This is a genomic window from Pedobacter sp. KLB.chiD (assembly GCF_047040275.1).
Lineage (GTDB): Bacteria > Bacteroidota > Bacteroidia > Sphingobacteriales > Sphingobacteriaceae > Pedobacter.
In genome coordinates, this window is record NZ_CP178207.1 from 4998770 (window position 1) to 5017250 (window position 18481).

Genomic DNA, 18481 nt, shown 5'->3' on the forward strand with positions numbered 1-18481 from the left:
CATTATTTTTTTGCCGCGGCTTTTTTAGGTTTGGCAGGTGTCGTTTCTGTTTTAGCCTTTGCTGTAGTGGCAACTTTCTTTGGCGCCTCGGCCTTAACCACTTTTGGTGTTGCTTTAGCAATCAATGGTGTACCGTCAACTGATGATTTTATGTATTTGCCCCAGGTCAAATTATCCTGCCCGTCTTTTTGTGCTTTAGCTCTTTCTATCGCATAATTTGCAGTCGTTTCCACTACCCATTCAAAATTTTCCTGACCAACACTCTTAATGTCGGCATCTGGGGCAGGGTTACAAAAGTCGATAGCAATCGGTACTCCATTACGCACAGCAAACTCAACCGTATTAAAATCGTATCCTAAATAATTACATAATTTTAGGGTGTACTCTTCTACCGTTTTAAGCAATTTCGGATCTGGAGTTTTACCCTCCGTTGCATAACGTAAATGATGTGGATTGCGTGGGTCGTATTGCATAATACGAACATGTTTGCCACCTATACAATAACACCTAAAATATTCTTCGAAAATAATCTCTTCCTGCAAAAGCATCACCAATTGCCGGGTGCCACCGTGTTTATCAAAAAAATCTTCTTTATCATGAAGTTTATAAACATCTCTCCAGCCACCACCATCGAAAGGTTTCATATAGGCAGGAAAACCCACATATTCGAAAATCGCATCCCAGTTTAATGGCATTTCCAGATTAGAAAATGATTCTGATGTTGTACCTGTTGGATGTTCTCTAGACGGGATCAAGGCCGTTTTGGGTACGGGCACACCAATTTGTTCGGCCAGGGCATTATTAAAAAATTTCTCGTCGGCACTCCACCAGAATGGATTGTTGATTACGGCAGTTCCGGTAATGGCAGCATTTTTTAAGGAGGCACGGTAAAATGGCACATCCTGCGAAATACGATCGATGATTACGGAATAACCTAAGGGCACATTCTGAAATATCTTATCAATCTTAACCGCTTCGGCAGTAATGCCTTGTGCTGCTTTTTGATTAATCCTTTCGATTACGGCTTCAGGAAAAGAGCGTTCCTGTCCAAATAAAATCCCTATTTTTTTCATTGGTAAATTTAAGTTTAATTGCTTAACTGGTTAATCGGTTAATTGTTTGATGCTTATATCCTAAATCGGCTGGCGACTTAAGACAGCCGACTTTGGACTAAACTAAAGCTGTGCAACATAATCTGGAAACATTTCTCTCCAGATCGGCCAATCATGATCTGCATTTTGTCTGATATCCAGCCAATGGTTGATGCCCTTTTTGTTCAAAATATTGGATAAACGCTCGTTATCTGGCCTGCACATATCGCGGTCTGTTGTACCCAAAACAATTTTCATGTAATGCAGTTCAGGATTGCTGTTGTTCAATACGAAATCAACCGGGTTATTAAAATAAACATCATCATTGTAAAAACCATCTAGCTGGCCGGTGATATCGAAAGCACCACTCATGCTGAACATATGGCTAACCAACCAGGGATGCCTGAAAGCAAAATTCGCAGCGTGATAACCGCCAAAACTGCAGCCGGCGGTAATCATTTTACTATGTCCGGTTTCGTGCCTGGCAAGCGGAGCTACTTCTTCCAATAAATATTTATCGTACCAGATGTGGTTTTTAACCCTGTCGGCAGGATGAATACTTTTATTGTACCAGCTTAGTTTGTCAACGCCATCCGGACAATAAATTTTGATTTTTCCTTCATTGATAAATCCCTCAACAGAATCTATTAATTTAAAATCCTTATTTTCAAAATATCGGCCCATACTTGTTGGGAACAGCAGGATAGGGATGCCACCGTGACCAAAGATGAGCATGTCGATTTCGCCACTTAAATTCGGGCTGTACCATTTCTTATGTTCTTCTTTAACCATAATACAAATTGTGTGTTTAAGGTATAAATTAAAATCTGTATTAAGAATAGTATAAACATTAAAAATAAATCAAATAAGGTGACAGTTGTAAAAATTAACCTATGATAATTAATAGTTTATGGAGATTTGTACCTTTGCAGCCTAATACTGAGGCGACAGCCATGTGATAGGGATCCTGATTATGAAGTACACCACCATTTTATCGGTAAAAGTCAATACCTGCAACTTTAAAATATCTTCAAATTATTTAAAGCGGGAGGTCGAAATAGATATTTATACACCCGAAGGTATTTTGGGTAATGAAAAGATAGAACTTCTTTTATTAAACGATGGACAAGATGTGGCCAAGATGAATTTTGGCAAGATTTTAGAAAAGGCACACCATGCCAAAAGAAATCATAGGCTAATTGTTGTGGCCATTAAGGCATCAGATGACCGTTTAATGGAATATGGTGTTGCGGGCGTGCCTGATTTTAAAGGACGCGGCGCAAAAGCTAATTTATATACCGATTTTGTGATCAAAGAACTTCTGCCTTTTGTTAAAAAGAAAATTGCAATGCCGATTACCGGTAAAGTAGGTTTTGCCGGATTTTCTCTGGGAGGTTTATCTGCTTTTAATATCGCATGGAATAATCCTTCTGCTTTTGATGTTGTGGGCGTTTTCTCAGGTGCATTTTGGTGGAGAAAAAAAGATTTAAATGAAGGCTATACCGATGCCGACCGCATTTTGCATCAGCAACTGGAAAATACTTCCAGCAAGCCGGATATGAAATTCTGGTTGATGACCGGAACGGAAGATGAAAAGGCTGATCGGAATAAAAACTTAATTATAGACTCCATAGATGATACCATTGATGTGGTTAAAATTCTTTTGAATAAAGGCTACAAACGGCCTGATCAGGTTTTTTACTATGAAAAAGTTGGCGGTAAACACGATGTTCAAACCTGGGAAAGTGTGATGCCTGCTTTTTTGAATTGGGCATTTGAGGTTTAAGAAATAACTGATTAACCATTAAAAAACTGATTTTCTGATGATTAATTTTTCTCCTTTCTCAGTTACTACGGCAAACTCCTCCTTTTTAACTTGCTCAGCATACCAGTTTAGAAATGCGCACTTATCAGCGAAACTTTCTGCGCTTCGACCATTCAATTCCTTTATCGTTTGCCCAATATTTAACGATTGAGCTGTATGAATTGCCGCGCCATTTAATGAAACGACTTCGATTTTGTTTTTATCATTGAGATAAAAACCCGCATCAAAAGTGGTTTGTTTTTGAGGCGCAACATGGCTTGGCTGCAACCAGTACTTAAGTTCAGTATTATTGAGTATCATCTGATTAAAACTCATCTTGAGAAACAACAATCCAATTTTATTTTGCGTATCATTCATCGCGTTTACTTTAAAATTGTTGACCACAACCCCACCAAAAATTACAGAATCTAGAAAAAAAGAGCTGGTTGTTTTACCAACCGATATTGAATTTAAGCCCATTGACGAACTCTTACTGGCGTAAATGTTTTCTGGCAATATTTTGCTCATGATTTCCTTTGTGCTGCTGAATTTTAAATCCATTGTACAGTTGCCTGCAAAACCGAAATCTATTAAAACATTGTCTATAACTGTACCCTGGACAACCAATGGAGAAAAATGACGTTTGCCAATAATTTTAACCGGCATCTCTTGCATATCATTTTCAGGAGCAAATGGTGTTTTAGAAATGTAGACTCTATTTTTTTTGAAATCGAACTTCCAGTTTAATTTGTTAATTACATCACCACCAAGTAAATAAGCTGTATTGCAGTATAAAAACGGCATATCGGCAACAACACTTGTAATGTTTTGTAAACTGTGAGTGCCGATTTTTAGGTTGTTGATCTTCGCAAGATCCAGTTTAGCCGAGTTTCTCTGGCTATCATTTATTTTAGTAGAGCCTTTTCTTGTAATATCCGAATCACTAACGTTTTTACTGTTTAGCACGCCCATTGCGGCGCCCGTATCAAATGCAAAATTAGTTTTGACGTCGTTTAAATAGCCCTCAAAAATTAACAGCCCTTTTGCTGTACTAAAAGTGAGGCTGTCTATTTCATGGTTTTGTGCGGTACCCTCTTTGGCGATGCAAAATGCCAAGGCGATTAATAATAATACTTTCTTCATACTGATGTGTGTAATTTAAGATGTTTAACTGCCTTAAAAGGTTGCAAGTAGTAAATATAAATTATGAATTGACTTCGTACCTGGACTCTATTGCAATGAAAACCTTGTGGTGGTAACTGTTTTTGCTGGCAGCACAACACAAACAAAAAGAATGTAATGAAAAGCAGGGCCGAACCTGACCAAAACACACTGCATTGCTTTTCTGATTATAAATGAGATCATTACGGCGTTATAATAGGCATTAAATAGTAAGCTGTATAGTAGAAAATCCATTTTAAAACACTATCTTTGCGCCAAATTTGAGGCGCATTTTATGCAAAAGATTAGAAACATAGCTATTATAGCACACGTTGACCACGGTAAAACCACGTTGGTTGATAAGATTTTACACTCTTGTTCTATTTTTCGTGACAACGAACAAACAGGGGAGTTGATACTAGATAACAACGATTTAGAGCGCGAGCGTGGTATCACAATCGTATCTAAAAACGTATCTGTTAAATATAAAGACGTAAAAATTAACATTATCGACACACCTGGTCACGCGGATTTTGGCGGTGAGGTAGAGCGTGTTTTGAAAATGGCCGATGGTGTACTTTTACTTTGCGATGCTTTTGAAGGTGCAATGCCTCAAACCCGTTTCGTAACACAAAAAGCTTTGGCGCTGGGTTTAAAACCAATTGTGGTGGTAAACAAAGTAGATAAAGAAAACTGCCGCCCTGAAGAGGTTTACGAACAGATCTTCGAACTGTTCTTTAACCTTGAAGCTACTGAAGAGCAATTGGATTTCCCGGTTATTTACGGTTCATCTAAACAAGGGTGGATGAGTACTGACTGGCAGAAACCAACAACTGATATTTTTGCTTTGTTAGATGCTGTAGTAGAAAACATTCCTGCTGCACCAATCAATGAGGGTACATTGCAAATGCAGATCACCTCGTTAGATTATTCATCTTTCGTAGGCCGTATTGCAATTGGCCGTGTTCACCGTGGCACCATTAAAGAAAACCAGCCGGTTACTTTAATTAAACGCGATGGCAAAATCGTGAAATCAAGAGTAAAAGAACTTTACACTTTCGAAGGTTTAGGTAAGGTAAAAGCTACCGAAGTAAGCTCTGGCGATATCTGTGCAGTAGTAGGTATTGATGGTTTTGAAATTGGCGATACCATTGCTGATTTTGAAGCACCAGAACAACTACCGGTAATCAGTATCGATGAGCCAACAATGAACATGTTGTTTACCATCAATAATTCTCCTTTCTTCGGTAAAGAAGGTAAACTGGTAACTTCTCAGCGGATTAAAGATCGTTTGATCAAGGAAATGGAGAAAAACCTGGCCTTAAAAGTTGTGGAAACTCAAGGTGCAGATTCATGGTTGGTATATGGCCGTGGTATCCTTCACTTATCGGTATTAATTGAAACAATGCGTCGTGAAGGTTACGAATTACAGGTAGGTCAGCCACAGGTTATTGTGAAAGAAATCGACGGTAAAAAACATGAGCCTATTGAAACTTTAATTGTAGACGTACCTGCTGAAGTTTCTGGTAAAGTAATCGAATTGGTAACCCAACGTAAAGGTGAGTTATTGATTATGGAACCAAAAGGCGATTTACAACACTTAGAGTTCGAAATCCCTTCTCGTGGTATCATCGGTTTACGTAACAACGTTTTAACAGCTACAGCTGGTGAAGCGATTATGGCGCACCGTTTTAAAGCATATGAACCTTGGAAAGGTACGATCCCGGGCCGTTTAAATGGTGTATTAATTTCGATGGATAAAGGTACTACAACTGCTTATTCAATTGATAAATTACAGGATAGAGGTCGTTTCTTCGTTGATCCGGGAGTAGATATCTATGAAGGACAAATTTTGGGAGAGCATATCCGTGATAATGACTTGGTAATCAATATCGTAAAAGGTAAAGCATTAACCAACATGCGTGCATCAGGTACGGATGACAATACCCGTATTGCACCTGCAATTAAATTCTCGCTTGAGGAAGCTATGGAATATATTCAGGCTGATGAGTATATCGAAGTTACTCCGCAGAGCATGCGTTTACGTAAAATCTTCTTAACAGAACAGGAGCGTAAGGTTAAAGGAAAGCAATTTGCTTAATCCAAATATCTCTTAGCAGGAGAATAAAATATATTTTACTAAAGCCCCGATGGAAATCGGGGCTTTTTTGCTTATAAGGCTTTATTCATGTTTACAACTTTAACCGTAAGCAGGCCTTGAATACTGTCAACTCTTATCGTTGTGAATTAAATAAAATCATAAAATTTTTTCTTACATTATTGAGGTGTCTTAAGTCGTGATAAAAGATACAAACCTGAATAAAGGCTTTAGCAATCATTGGAAAAGATTACAAACAATAGAATAGCTTTACTCGCTTAGCCAGATCCATTTTCTATAATTAAGAAATCTAACATTTTCGTGGCATAATTTCGTAACATGCTGTTTAAATTAGCGCTTCAACTAGCCTGATGTGATTAAAACGTGGATTTCCCATTTGGGAATATTTCTTTTAGGTGTATTATCCCTGCTTCCATTGTCTGTACTGTACATTTTGGCCGATGGCGCTTATCTGTTACTGTATTTTTTATTTCGTTACCGTAGGAAAGTAGTGAGGGAAAATCTGTTAAATGCACTTCCCGATAGGACATTACAGGAAATCCTGATGATAGAGAGGCGGTTTTACCGTTATCTGGCCTCATTGGTTTTCGAAATCGTTAAAATGCAGCGCATTTCTAAACGGGAAATCGAGAAACGGTTTGTGTTTAAAAATAAAGAACAGATTCAGGCGTATTTAGATGGTGGCCAGAGTGTATTAATCTGTTCGGCGCATTATGGCAACTGGGAGTGGGGTACCCTGGGAGTCGGAGTCAATTTTCGCGCTGATCATTATCCTATTTATAAACCGTTAACCAACCCGATATTTGACAACTGGTTTAAAAGAATGAGGAGCAGGTTCGGAAATAAGCTCATTGCCATGCGGCAAACCATGCGTGCATTACAGGCTAGCAAAGGTAAGCCAAGCCTGTTTAGTTTTGGTAATGACCAGGCACCATCGAAAGATGAATCACATTATTGGACTAATTTTTTGCATCAACCCAGCTCTGTACAGTTAGGAATTGAGAAAATTGCCAGGCGCACCAATCAGCCTATCTTTTATTTAAAAGTGAAAGTGTTAAAACGCGGTTTTTATGAGGTGGATTGTGTGCCGCTATGTTTATATCCTGCTGAAACTGCTACATTCGAAATTACCGAACTGCATACCCGTTTTCTGGAAGAAATAATCAACGCACAACCCGAATATTGGCTGTGGAGCCATAAGCGTTGGAAATATAAACCTAAAGATTGATTTCTTTTTTACTTCAAATAAGTTAGGATAGCACATATCATTTCGTAAATATTTTATATTTGGAACCATAACGCCTATCTATGAAGACCTTCAAAAAAATACTTTTAATTCTGATTTATACTTTTTTTTTATCATTACTGGCCTTATTCCTTTGGAAACCCTATTTGTTGAATGTATTAAAATACAGAACGCCAAATGCCGAAACCTTTAAGATTTTTCCGCAGGAAGTTTCGCATAAAAGTGATTCGGTTTTTCATTTTATCAGGTCGGTAAAACAACGGAATGATCTGGATACGCTTCATGTTAGAGATGGAGATAACCGCTCTATTCCATTGAAAGACTATTTAAAAAACGGGCAGGTTAATGTTTTTATGGTCATCAGGAATGATAGTATATTGTATGAAAGATATGCTAAAGGTTATAGCGATAGTACCCTGACCAGTATATTTTCTGGAGCTAAAAGCATGATTTCTATTGCAGTTGGTCAGGCATTGGCAGATCGAAGCATTAGCAGCCTGAACGATAAAGTAACAAGGTACATTCCCGAATTAAAATCCAACCCTGCTTTTGAACAGATTACTTTAAAAAATCTGTTGGATATGAAATCCGGCCTCGAGTTTCAGGATGCATTGGGTGGCGTAATAAAAGCATTTTTTTCTGACGAGGCCAAATATTATTATACCGATGATATGAAAGCGCAGCTGATGAAAGTTAAACTGGCAAACAAGCCAGGAACGGTTTGGAAGTATAAAAGTATCGATCCGATTTTGTTGGGCTGGGTTTTGCAAAAAGCAACCGGAAAATCGGTGGCGCAGTATTTTGAAACCTATGTATGGAAAAAGATTGGGGCAGAATACAACGCCACCTGGGGGTTAGACCAGGTTAACGGCCTCGCCAATACCGCGAGCCGTTTTCAGGTTACCGCTATTGATTTAGCGAAGATAGGGCGGTTATATCTGCACAAAGGTAAATACAATGGAAAGCAGGTGGTTTCGGAAAGCTGGGTAGATCAATCCACCCATATCGGCAGAGAAAAACCTGCATCTGCAAAAGGCTGGCAAAAATCGGCACATCATTTCCTTTGGTGGATTCCGCAAGAAGGTGATCATGGCGATTACGCAGCAGAAGGCATGCTTGGACAAAGATTGTACATTGATCCGAAAACAAACACCATTATTGTGCAATTTGCCGATCACGGGGCAGGAAATTATCCTTACCGGAAAATCAGCAGGTATCTGGCCGGATTGCCGTTTAGTTATCCGAAGGATTAACCGCAAAGCATGCAAAGAAAATAGGCGCAAAGCACGCTATGATGTTTTTGATTCGCGTCCTTTACGTAAAACTTTGCGGCCTTTGCGGTTAAATTTTTAAAATTGTACCTTGTGATTAAATGGAAAATAACGATGTAAAAATTTCAAAAAAGAAGCCGATTTTTCCGGTAACACCTGCTTTACAGAAATATTTGCGCACCTACCAGCGTGAGGCGAAATTACCCATTGGTTATAATGATTTAATGCAGTTTAACGAGGCTTTTCCGTTAATGGATAAGTTTGGCAAGGATTCGTTATGGGAAGGCCCTATATATGCACAGGATTTAATTGAAAAATTGCACGATGGTTTAAAGGAAATTTACGCAAATCTCAAAGCATCTGGTAATCTGCGCATTGTTGAACACAAGTACATTGATAAAATAGAATATTGTACCTTCGGTAATACCCATCCGTTCCGCATCCGTATTGTAAATCGTTTGAATGATGTTTACGATTATTTCTACATTAAAAAAGCTGATGCCTCCCGGATTTATGGTTTGGAAATGGAAGAAATCCTTTCGCCGAACCAGGTAAACTATCTGGTAGATGGTAATACCTTAGTAGAAGAACATATTGCCGGGATTCCGGGTGATGTTTTTACAAAAGGACAGTTGTATACCCCTGAATTTAATCCTACCCGTATAGCCAAAGAGTTTGTAAAGTTTAATGAACGCTGTTTGATTATGCTTTTGGGCGATATGCGTGCATACAATTTTGTGGTTCAGATTACACCCGATTTTGATGATATCCAGTTTCGCATCCGGGCGATAGATTTTGATCAGCAATTTTATGAGGGTAATTTAAAAGTTTATCTGCCTCAGTTTTTTAAAGAAAACCTGCCTTATGTAAAAATGAGCATGGAGCAACTGACGGAGAAAACCGTATTGCAGTATCAGCAGGAGGAACGGTCATCAATTGTGCACCGTGTAAGGAGCGAACGGCACCGTTTAACCGATCTTCGGGATGTGTCAAATAAAGAAGAACTCACCACACCAGAGAATATTGCTTTACTTAAACAAGGTATGAGCGATTATTTTAAGGATATCAATTATCTGCGATGCAAAACCATGACCGATATCATCGAGTTGAATATTAAAAATATTATCAGGCAGGTAAAGTTGTAATAATATATTCTTTGTTGTTGGAGGTTACCATCCGACATCGAAAACGGTTCTGTAAGGTAATTCCATTTTACAGAAAATAAGGCCATCAGATGAAAACATTTGACAGCACAAAAGAACAGGTAAAAATAAAAACGGCTGGCAATGTAGCCGGCCGTTTTTGAGTGAATCTAGAAAGAGCGTCCAAAGTTTTTAGGCATGTTGGCCCTCATGAACACCTTCTGCAAATTCCTCTACAATTTTATCATTAAAAGCAGGTAAGTCTTCAGGTGTGCGGCTCGTAACCAAACCTTGGTCTACCACTACCTCTTCGTCTGACCAGATGGCCCCTGCATTAATTAAATCCTTTGAAATGTTTTTTACTGAAGTTAATTTTCTTCCCTGTACTAAATCTGCATTAATCAAAGTTTGTGGACCATGGCAAATGGCAGCAACTGGTTTTCCATCAGCAAAGAAAGCTTTTACAAAAGCCAATGCATCTTCATTAACACGTAGCTGATCCGGATTAATTACACCGCCTGGCAAAAGCAGCCCGTTATAATCATCAGCATTTGCTTCTGAAATGGTTTTATCTACATTAACTTCTATCGACCAATGGTCTTGATCCCAGGCTTTTATTTTTCCGCTTTTTGAGGAGATAATGTGAACGGTTGCGCCCTCCTCTTTTAACCTTTTAACTGGTTCGGTTAATTCTACTTCTTCAAATCCGCTTTCTGAAAGTACAGCAATGGTGCGGTTACTTAATTGTCCCATAATCTTTAAATTTTTAATAGGTGATATATTTTAAGACAGCTGGGGAAAACTATTGTTTTTAGAAATTTAAGATTCCATCATGGTATTGGCACCAATGGTGTAGGCGTACGATGATGCTGGAATAAAGTTTAATTCTATATTGTCATATATAATAACTTTTTGTAAGGATATTGTGGTGATCAGAGCCTTTGAAAGGCTGTTTTCTTTGCAAAATTTTATTAAACTTTTTAGTTCTTGTGGCTTAGATACATATCTGTTTGTCCATTTAATTTCTAAGCTCCAAAGTGCCTGAAGATTTTTAGCACTTATCCCGACCATATCGACTTCCCCATTATTCCATCGGGCATACCAGGGGGTAAAGTTTAACCGATGCAGCCATTGTGCATAAATTGCTGTTTCAGTCATCTGTCCCATATCTTCATCTGTTGCTTCAATTGGTGAAAAAAGAGCGGCTCTGAGAGATGGATTTGTTAAGTAGATTTTGAAAAAATTGTCTCTTAAAAACCTTTTTCCAGAGTGATCTACTCTTTTTATTGTTTTAATTAGGAAGGCTGCTTCTAAATATTCTAGGTATTTTTTTATTGTATTTTTGGGAATAGCCGATTGTTTACTAAGCGTATCCAGTGAAAATTCGTTTGCGGTATTGTATGCTATAGTAGTGAATAATGAATTGAGTTGTTGCACATCACTAATACCGTATAAACTAGGTAAATCTCTTAATAAAACTTTATCTACTACGTCGCTTCGGATAAATCGTTGAGGATTATTCCTGATTGTTTCTGAAAATATTGCTTCTGGGTAACCACCATGATTAATATAATCTAAAAACAGCTTATTGAGATATTTTATATCGGCCGCTGTGTAGAAATTTACCTGGTTTTCTCCCCAAGGTAATTGCGTTGGCTGTACAATATGATTTAGGCCCTGCATTTCTATAAATTCGTAAAAAGTGATCGGTGGGAGCATAAAGTCCGTAAAACGCCCTGCTCCACTTTCTTTACTTTTATATTGTAATGCTGCTGCGGCCGAGCCCGAAACAATAAATTTAATATCTCTATAACTCTCTACTAGAGATTTTAAATGAATGTCCCAATCTTTCAGGTACTGAATTTCGTCAAATATAATATACCACCTATCTTCTGGATTATTAGCCGATCCTGTTGCAATCTTGCCGTTCATTACCAGTTCTTCAAGGGAAATTTTAATATAAATTGGATTTTCGACAGTTATAAATAGTATACGTTTTGGATTAAAACCGGAATCGATTATGTTTTGAACAAAATGATATAAAAGTACAGTTTTACCAACCCTTCGTGGCCCCATTAAAACAATTGCTCTATTTATGCTTGTTTCTGATGCAAGTTTACAAAAGGATTTATAATAAGCTCTTCTAGGCATTTCGCTAAAATAGCTATCTATACTACCTGAAGTCCACCATGGATTTTCAAATCTAATTCTATCTAATACCTGTGAAATAGCGATATTTTTTAACATATAAAATGTTATTTTAATATTATACTTTAAATAAGATCAAGATTTTGACTCTATTTTAATTTAAATTCAAATATAATAAATTATGCTAAAATAATTTTGTTTATTTAATCATTTGTTCTTCTATGCTTGATAAAGTACCATGCTAAATTACAGGCAATAATAATATGATTGAAGATATTGGGAACCAGGCCATAATATTTGGTAAAAATTTGAAACCGCTCTTTTAAGCTTTCCCGGTGTTTTTTCTTGCTCATGCCGCCAACCAGGTATTTGGCTACATAGCGGTGTACGTTTACGATATTTGAAGCCTTTTTTGCTGCTTTGATAATCCAGTCTATATCAGCACTGTATTTATAGGTTAAATCATAAGGCGTAACAATGCTACGGCGGATATAAATGGCCTGATGACTAATGTTCATGCCATATTTAAAACATGTCCAGTCGAACTCATCTGGTGCCTCATGCCTCCTGCGCCCTAAATTTTCCCAATTATCGTTATACATTTCAGTTTCTCCGTAATAGATATCGGCACCGGGAGCAGTTGCAAAAATATCTTTTACCGTATGGATGTCGTAAATCTCATCCCCTGAGTTCATAAACAGAACATAATCACCTGTTGCCAGTGCCAGACCTTTGTTCATGGCATCATAAATACCTTTATCGGGTTCTGATATGATTTTCGAAATCTGATCTTTATACTGTTCAACTATCTGTAATGTTCCATCAGTTGATGCGCCATCAATTACTATATATTCTATGTTGTGATAAGTCTGATCTAAAACAGATTTTAGCGTACGTTCAATATCGCGAACGTTATTATACACAATGGTGATAACGGTTAATTTGGGCATCGGTTAATCCATTAATTTTTTAAAGGTTTCGGCATCTGGGATTAAACCTTTAAATGCTTTAGGTAATGTTGTGCTGGTTTTGTAGGTAGAAACACCCATTGCTTTGTTAAAATCACGGAATGAAAATTCTACAATTTTGTTTTTCTTTTCTTTACAAAGTATGATGCCTATTGATGGCTGCTCGTGCGGCTGTTTAACATATTCATCAAGGGCAGATAGATAGAAATTCATTTTGCCCAGGTACTCAGGTTTGAATTTTCCGGTTTTTAGTTCGAAAACAACCAAACATTGTAAACGGCGGTTAAAAAATAAAAGATCTATAAAGTATTCCTCATCCTCAACAATCAATCTGTACTGGTTGCTGATAAAGGCAAAATCAGTCCCTAAAGACATTAAAAACTTCTTAATATTGTTTACGATTCCACTTTCTAAAACCCTTTCATCTTGTTCATCCGGATCCTCTAGATTAATAAAATCCAAAAGGTATTCATCTTTAAAAGACTGCAGCGCTTGGTCTCTTAATTCTGCATTGGAAATCGTTTTCGAAAAATTATTTGGTAAACTGCCAGAATTGCTGAACGACTTATTTTTGAGGTGATGTTTTAAAGTGGTTAAACTCCAGGATTCTGTAGCTGTTTTCTGAATATAATATACTTTTTCAGCAAGCGTTTTGGTAGCCAGAATAAGTTCAATGTGATGCGAAAAACTTAACTTGAAAAAATAACGTCCTATTTGGTCCAACACTGTTGGACTAAATTCAATGTCCTCTACGTCAATAAGTTGTATTTGGTCCAACACTGTTGGACTAATTGTAATTTCATCAGTATAGATGACAGATATTTGCTCTGTTGCTGATGGTTTAATATAAATATATTCCTCCCAGGATTCAAAAAAAAATCTCATCCTTTTAATCCCTGTGGCTGAAAAGCCTCTTAAGCCCGGTAGTTCTGCCTGCAAATCCGAAGAAAGGTTATCAATAACTTTTGCACCCCATTTTTCCTTTTTTATCTTTTCGGAAATAAATTTACCTACCGTAAAATACAGCAACAAGAGTTCTTTGTTCACAAAAGTAGCTGCTTTATACCGGCTTGATAAAATAGCAGATTTTAACGCTTTAATGCTTTCAGAATAGTTTTCGATGCTTTCCATTTACCAGTTTCAGTCGGTATAAATTTAATAAAGATTGACCAATTTTTTTCTTGTAGAATGGAGAATAAGATTTTGCAAACCGAATGATGAATAGCGTTGTAAAATTTTGTTAAATATGGAGTTATTTAGGCTGTAAATCAATCAGCGTTTCGTAAAGATGGATATGTTCCGCAGCAATAACTTCCTCAGCAAAGTCAGTTAGAATGCTTAATCTCGCCGCTTTCTGGATTTCCTCTTTATTCGGGCGGTGATATAACCATTCAATACCATTTGCTAAATCCTCTGCATTTTGATATTTGGCCAGGTAACCGTTTTGCAGGTGTTTAACCATATCCGGAATCCCCCCAGTAGTAAAAGCAATAACTGGTGTGGCACACGATAAACTTTCCATCACCGTATTGGGCAGGTTATCTTCTAAAGAAGGCGTAATAAAGGCATCGGCAGCAGAATAGCATTTCGCTAAATGATCATCTTTGTTAATGGTTCCTAAGAAGGTAGTTTTGAAGGGGAATTCGGGCATTTCTGCATTTTCCTTGTTCCCAAAAATAACCAATTCAATATTTTCTTTTTGTATCCCACTTCTGCGCGCCAGGATTTCCAAAGCCTCAATTAAGTAGGGCGTTCCTTTATGTTTGTCGTTTTTTGAGGGCATAAATCCGCTCATCAATACAAATTTATCAGGATTGATTTTCAGGACTTTTTTTGCTTCAGATTTAACATAAGGTTTAAAAATTTTTGTTTCGATCGTATTCGGAATAACGGTGGCTTTCCTTGTACCCAACAAACTGCTGAACTTTACCGAAGCAGCCATCCATTTGCTGGGGGCTACGATGTGAAAATTTAATTTAGTGTAAGCTTTTTGTTTGCGCAACCAGGTTTTGTGCGAAATATCGTTGTTACCGCTAATTTTCAAAATGGGGCAATGGCCACATTGCTGGTGAAAATGTTCACAGCCGTAGCGTACATGGCAGCCGCCGGTAAAAGCATTGCTATCATGAAAAGTCCAAACAATTGGTTTTTCCAGCTCATCCAGCTGCGCCAGGAACTTAGGATTGAGAAAACCATGATTTACCCAATGTAAATGGATAATGTCGGCGTTTTTAACATCAGGATGGTTAATAACCGAACGACCGAACCATTGCAAACTGAATGGCGTTTTGACCGATTTGCTTAGCCATTTGGCAAAATATCTCTCTGATAGGATATTATAAACGGCTTTTGCCTTTTGTAAAGGTGATTTACTGAAGGTATCTATTTTGGGGTTTTGACCAAATTTATAATAAACCAGTACTTTTGAATCGATTCCGCTGGCCTTTAAAGCATCGCTTAAGCGCAAACAGGCTCTTCCTGCTCCGCCATTTCCGTCATAGGTATTTAGGTGTACTACTTTCAAATCAATCAAAAATACATTTTATTGTTTACGAATATAAAATCTGTTGCGTAATTTCATCGATAAATTTTATCGTTCTTAAGGTCAAGTTTTTTTTATCAAAAAAGAACTGCCTTTTCGGAGCCAAACTAACTTAATTATGATCAAATCCTTAGTAAAATCACTTACGGTATTGGCTTTTTTATGGCCTTCATATTCTTTTGCCCAAAATCAAACTTATTTTGCTGCCTATCCTGCTTTAACGCCCGATGCGCAGACTATCGTATTTAGCTATGATGGTGATATCTGGAAAGTTCCGGTAAAAGGTGGGGTAGCATCGCGAATTACGGCCATGCAAGGCGAAGAAATTAACCCTAAAATATCTCCTGACGGGAAGTGGCTGGCTTTCTCATCTAACCAGTTTGGCAATTATGATATTTATGTAATGCCTTTAGCTGGTGGCGATATTAAACAGTTAACGTTTAACGACGCCAGTGATGAAGTAGATAACTGGAGTTGGGATTCTGAAACAATCTATTTTACCTCTGGTCGTTATAATTCTTTTTCGAGTTATAAGGTAAATGTAAACGGCGGAACAGCGGTGCGTTTATTCCATAATTATTTTAATACTACGCATCACATCGCCGAATCGCCTACCGGAGAGTTGTTTTTTAACGATACCTGGGAAAGTATGCGCTTCGCCAACCGCAAACATTATAAAGGCGCTTATAATCCCGATATTCAATCATACAATCCAAAAACAAAAAGTTATAAACGTTATACCGATTATATCGGAAAAGATTTCTGGACAAGTGTTGATCAAAAAGGTAACATCTTTTTTGTATCGGATGAAAGCAACGATGAATATAACCTTTATACTATTATCAATGGAAAAAAAACTGGTTTAACCCATTTCGATACCTCCATTAAACGTCCGTTTGTTTCGGCTAATGGAACTACGGTTGTGTTTGAGAAAGACTATCAGTTGTATACCTACGATGTTGCAACCAAGAAAGCCGAAAAAGTGAATATTAGCACCTCACGCAACCAGGTATTGAGTAAAGAGCAGGAGTATGATGTACGGGGAAATATTTCAGCCTTCGATGTTTCAACTGACGGGAAAAAAATGGCATTCATTTCGCGTGGCGAGGTGTTTGTGAGCGATGCCGATGGAAAGTTTATCCGGAAGATTACCCACAGTGGTGAACGTGCCCTGGAATGTAAATGGCTGGCTGATAATAAAACAATTCTCTTTAGTCAAACTACTGATGGTTACCAAAACTGGTTTACCGTAACAGGTGATGGAAAAGGTACTGTAAAACAACTTACAAAAGATAAAGCTAATGTTCGTGATATCACTTTCAACAAAACTAAAACCATGGCCGTATATTTAAGTGGCAGGAACGAACTTAAACTAATGGACCTTAAAACTTTTGATGCTAAAACTTTGGTAACCGACGAGTTTTGGGCTATACAGAGCGCAACACCAAGTTTTTCGCCAAATGACGAATATGTGCTGTTTACCGTTTACCGCAATTTTGAACAGGATATTATGGTTCATCACATCAAAAACAATAAAACCATCAACTTAACCAATACGGGCGTCACCGAAACCAGCCCGGCCTGGTCGCCAGATGGAAAATATATTTTTTTTACCAGTGCCCGCACCAAGCCTTCCTATCCAACAGGAATGCAAAATGCACACATTTACCGCATGGCTTTAAATAACTATGATGAGCCTTATCGTTCTGATAAATTTGATGATCTGTTTAAAGAAAGCAAGCCAGCACCGACAGATATTAAGACTGCACCGGAAAACAAAAATGATAAAAAATCAAAAACCGATACAGCTAAAAAGAAAACCGAAGTTAAACCTACACCTAAACCTGCCAATGTAATTACCATCAATACACAGGATTTACTGGATAGAATAGAACTGGTTGGTCCTTCATTTGGTGGGCAGTACGGAACAGATGTTTATGCCAAGGGCGATAAAACGTATGTTTTTTATTCATCTAACCACGAAGGCGGTACGCCAGGCCTGTATCGTACCACTATCGAACCCTTTGAAGCCAATAAAACGGAAAAGGTTGCTGACGGTGGCGATTATTCGATTATTTCTGCAGGCGACAAATTTTTTGTTTTATCAAGAGGTGCAATCAACAAATATACACTGGAAGGAAATAAGCTTGATCGGATAGATCATGGCTATAAATTTACCAGGAACCTAAATGCTGAATTTAACCAGATGTTTTACGAAACGTGGGTAGGCCTGGACGAAAATTTTTATGACGAAAAATTTCATGGTGTAGATTGGGATAAAATGAGGATACGATATGCTGCTTATCTGCCATATGTAAATAACCGTAGCGATTTAAGAATATTATTGAATGACATGCTGGGGGAGCTAAATTCTTCGCACATGGGTTTTAATAGCGCAGGGGCAGAAGAGCGCAAAAACCTGAATTATATCACCAATGAGACCGGAATTATCTTCGAAAATGAAAATCCTTTAAAGGTAGAACGCATTGTAGCCAAAAGCAATGCCTCACGCAAAGGAGTTAATATTTTGGCCGGAGATATTTTAACAGAAGTGAACGGTGTTAGCGTAGACGAAAAAGTAGATAGGGATTATTATTTCAGCAAGCCCTCTTTAGATCGGGAGATGACATTAACCTTCAAACGCGACGGCAAGGAAGTTTATGTTAATGTACATCCTGAAAGTTCGGGTACATTGAGGGGTAACCTTTACGATGAATGGATTAGCCAAAACCATAAAAATGTAGATAAATGGAGCAACAACCGGATTGCTTATTCATACATGAAAAATATGGGGAGTGGTGAGCTTGAAAATTTCCTTTTGGATATGGTGGCCCAGGAAGAAAACAAGGAAGCCATTATCCTTGATCTTCGTTACAATACCGGTGGGAATGTACACGATGAGGTACTGAAATTCCTTTCGCAGCGTCCTTACCTCAAATGGAAATACCGTGGTGGTAAAATGGCGCCATAAAGTAATTTTGGTCCGGCG

General features: G+C 37.8%; 14 protein-coding genes. 6 read left to right on the forward strand and 8 right to left on the reverse strand.

Features of this window, described 5'->3' with window-relative positions; translation table 11 throughout:
- Window positions 1-2: 2 nt before the first annotated feature.
- Both ACK1I8_RS20715 and ACK1I8_RS20720 read right to left on the reverse strand, forming a co-directional pair.
- Complete coding sequence (locus ACK1I8_RS20715; RefSeq protein ID WP_412467150.1) at window positions 3-1073, reverse strand: ATP-grasp domain-containing protein; 1071 nt, start codon at window positions 1071-1073, stop codon at window positions 3-5.
- A 102-nt stretch (window positions 1074-1175) separates the two neighbouring features.
- Complete coding sequence (locus tag ACK1I8_RS20720; RefSeq protein ID WP_412467151.1) at window positions 1176-1883, reverse strand: esterase family protein; 708 nt, start codon at window positions 1881-1883, stop codon at window positions 1176-1178.
- Between the two features lie 181 nt (window positions 1884-2064).
- Here ACK1I8_RS20720 and ACK1I8_RS20725 point away from each other — a divergent pair, with 181 nt between their 5' ends.
- Window positions 2065-2877 carry an alpha/beta hydrolase gene (locus tag ACK1I8_RS20725; protein WP_412467152.1) on the forward strand — a complete coding sequence of 271 codons (813 nt, stop codon included), beginning with the start codon at window positions 2065-2067 and terminating at the stop codon, window positions 2875-2877.
- 18 nt (window positions 2878-2895) lie between these two features.
- Here ACK1I8_RS20725 and ACK1I8_RS20730 read toward each other — a convergent pair whose 3' ends face one another.
- Complete coding sequence (locus tag ACK1I8_RS20730) at window positions 2896-4038, reverse strand: retropepsin-like aspartic protease (RefSeq protein WP_412467153.1); 1143 nt, start codon at window positions 4036-4038, stop codon at window positions 2896-2898.
- Window positions 4039-4351: 313 nt separating this feature from the next.
- Between ACK1I8_RS20730 and typA the strand changes: the two genes are divergently transcribed.
- The 4 genes from typA (at window position 4352) to ACK1I8_RS20750 (ending at window position 9837) form a co-directional block, all read left to right on the forward strand.
- The gene (gene typA, locus ACK1I8_RS20735; protein ID WP_412467154.1) at window positions 4352-6157 is read left to right on the forward strand and encodes a translational GTPase TypA; all 1806 of its coding nucleotides are present in this window, start codon (window positions 4352-4354) and stop codon (window positions 6155-6157) included.
- A 370-nt stretch (window positions 6158-6527) separates the two neighbouring features.
- Window positions 6528-7403 (forward strand): lysophospholipid acyltransferase family protein, encoded by an 876-nt coding sequence (locus ACK1I8_RS20740; RefSeq protein ID WP_412467155.1) that lies wholly within the window; start codon window positions 6528-6530, stop codon window positions 7401-7403.
- A gap of 80 nt (window positions 7404-7483) precedes the next feature.
- The gene (locus ACK1I8_RS20745; RefSeq protein WP_412467156.1) at window positions 7484-8674 is read left to right on the forward strand and encodes a serine hydrolase domain-containing protein; all 1191 of its coding nucleotides are present in this window, start codon (window positions 7484-7486) and stop codon (window positions 8672-8674) included.
- A gap of 119 nt (window positions 8675-8793) precedes the next feature.
- Complete coding sequence (locus ACK1I8_RS20750; protein WP_412467157.1) at window positions 8794-9837, forward strand: hypothetical protein; 1044 nt, start codon at window positions 8794-8796, stop codon at window positions 9835-9837.
- A gap of 189 nt (window positions 9838-10026) precedes the next feature.
- Here the strand turns inward: ACK1I8_RS20750 and ACK1I8_RS20755 are convergent, their stop codons facing one another.
- The 5 genes from ACK1I8_RS20755 to ACK1I8_RS20775 all read right to left on the reverse strand — a co-directional run bounded on the left by ACK1I8_RS20755 (window position 10027) and on the right by ACK1I8_RS20775 (window position 15483).
- Window positions 10027-10587, reverse strand: coding sequence for a type 1 glutamine amidotransferase domain-containing protein (locus ACK1I8_RS20755; RefSeq protein WP_412467158.1), 561 nt, complete (start codon window positions 10585-10587; stop codon window positions 10027-10029).
- 66 nt (window positions 10588-10653) lie between these two features.
- The gene (locus ACK1I8_RS20760; RefSeq protein WP_412467159.1) at window positions 10654-12081 is read right to left on the reverse strand and encodes an ATP-binding protein; all 1428 of its coding nucleotides are present in this window, start codon (window positions 12079-12081) and stop codon (window positions 10654-10656) included.
- 104 nt (window positions 12082-12185) lie between these two features.
- On the reverse strand, window positions 12186-12932 hold the full coding sequence (locus ACK1I8_RS20765) for a glycosyltransferase family 2 protein (protein WP_412467160.1): 747 nt from the start codon (window positions 12930-12932) through the stop codon (window positions 12186-12188).
- A 3-nt stretch (window positions 12933-12935) separates the two neighbouring features.
- On the reverse strand, window positions 12936-14081 hold the full coding sequence (locus ACK1I8_RS20770; protein ID WP_412467161.1) for a PDDEXK nuclease domain-containing protein: 1146 nt from the start codon (window positions 14079-14081) through the stop codon (window positions 12936-12938).
- Window positions 14082-14202: 121 nt separating this feature from the next.
- Window positions 14203-15483 carry a glycosyltransferase family 4 protein gene (locus ACK1I8_RS20775; RefSeq protein ID WP_412467162.1) on the reverse strand — a complete coding sequence of 427 codons (1281 nt, stop codon included), beginning with the start codon at window positions 15481-15483 and terminating at the stop codon, window positions 14203-14205.
- Between the two features lie 127 nt (window positions 15484-15610).
- Between ACK1I8_RS20775 and ACK1I8_RS20780 the strand changes: the two genes are divergently transcribed.
- Window positions 15611-18463 (forward strand): PDZ domain-containing protein, encoded by a 2853-nt coding sequence (locus ACK1I8_RS20780; protein ID WP_412467163.1) that lies wholly within the window; start codon window positions 15611-15613, stop codon window positions 18461-18463.
- Window positions 18464-18481 lie beyond the last annotated feature (18 nt).

Coding starts and splice junctions, on each gene's coding strand:
- ACK1I8_RS20715 (WP_412467150.1), bottom strand. CDS start 1,073: ATGAAAAAAATAGGGATTTTATTTGGACAGGAACGCTCTTTTCCTGAA.
- ACK1I8_RS20720 (WP_412467151.1), bottom strand. CDS start 1,883: ATGGTTAAAGAAGAACATAAGAAATGGTACAGCCCGAATTTAAGTGGC.
- ACK1I8_RS20725 (WP_412467152.1), top strand. CDS start 2,065: ATGAAGTACACCACCATTTTATCGGTAAAAGTCAATACCTGCAACTTT.
- ACK1I8_RS20730 (WP_412467153.1), bottom strand. CDS start 4,038: ATGAAGAAAGTATTATTATTAATCGCCTTGGCATTTTGCATCGCCAAA.
- typA (WP_412467154.1), top strand. CDS start 4,352: ATGCAAAAGATTAGAAACATAGCTATTATAGCACACGTTGACCACGGT.
- ACK1I8_RS20745 (WP_412467156.1), top strand. CDS start 7,484: ATGAAGACCTTCAAAAAAATACTTTTAATTCTGATTTATACTTTTTTT.
- ACK1I8_RS20750 (WP_412467157.1), top strand. CDS start 8,794: ATGGAAAATAACGATGTAAAAATTTCAAAAAAGAAGCCGATTTTTCCG.
- ACK1I8_RS20755 (WP_412467158.1), bottom strand. CDS start 10,587: ATGGGACAATTAAGTAACCGCACCATTGCTGTACTTTCAGAAAGCGGA.
- ACK1I8_RS20760 (WP_412467159.1), bottom strand. CDS start 12,081: ATGTTAAAAAATATCGCTATTTCACAGGTATTAGATAGAATTAGATTT.
- ACK1I8_RS20765 (WP_412467160.1), bottom strand. CDS start 12,932: ATGCCCAAATTAACCGTTATCACCATTGTGTATAATAACGTTCGCGAT.
- ACK1I8_RS20770 (WP_412467161.1), bottom strand. CDS start 14,081: ATGGAAAGCATCGAAAACTATTCTGAAAGCATTAAAGCGTTAAAATCT.
- ACK1I8_RS20780 (WP_412467163.1), top strand. CDS start 15,611: ATGATCAAATCCTTAGTAAAATCACTTACGGTATTGGCTTTTTTATGG.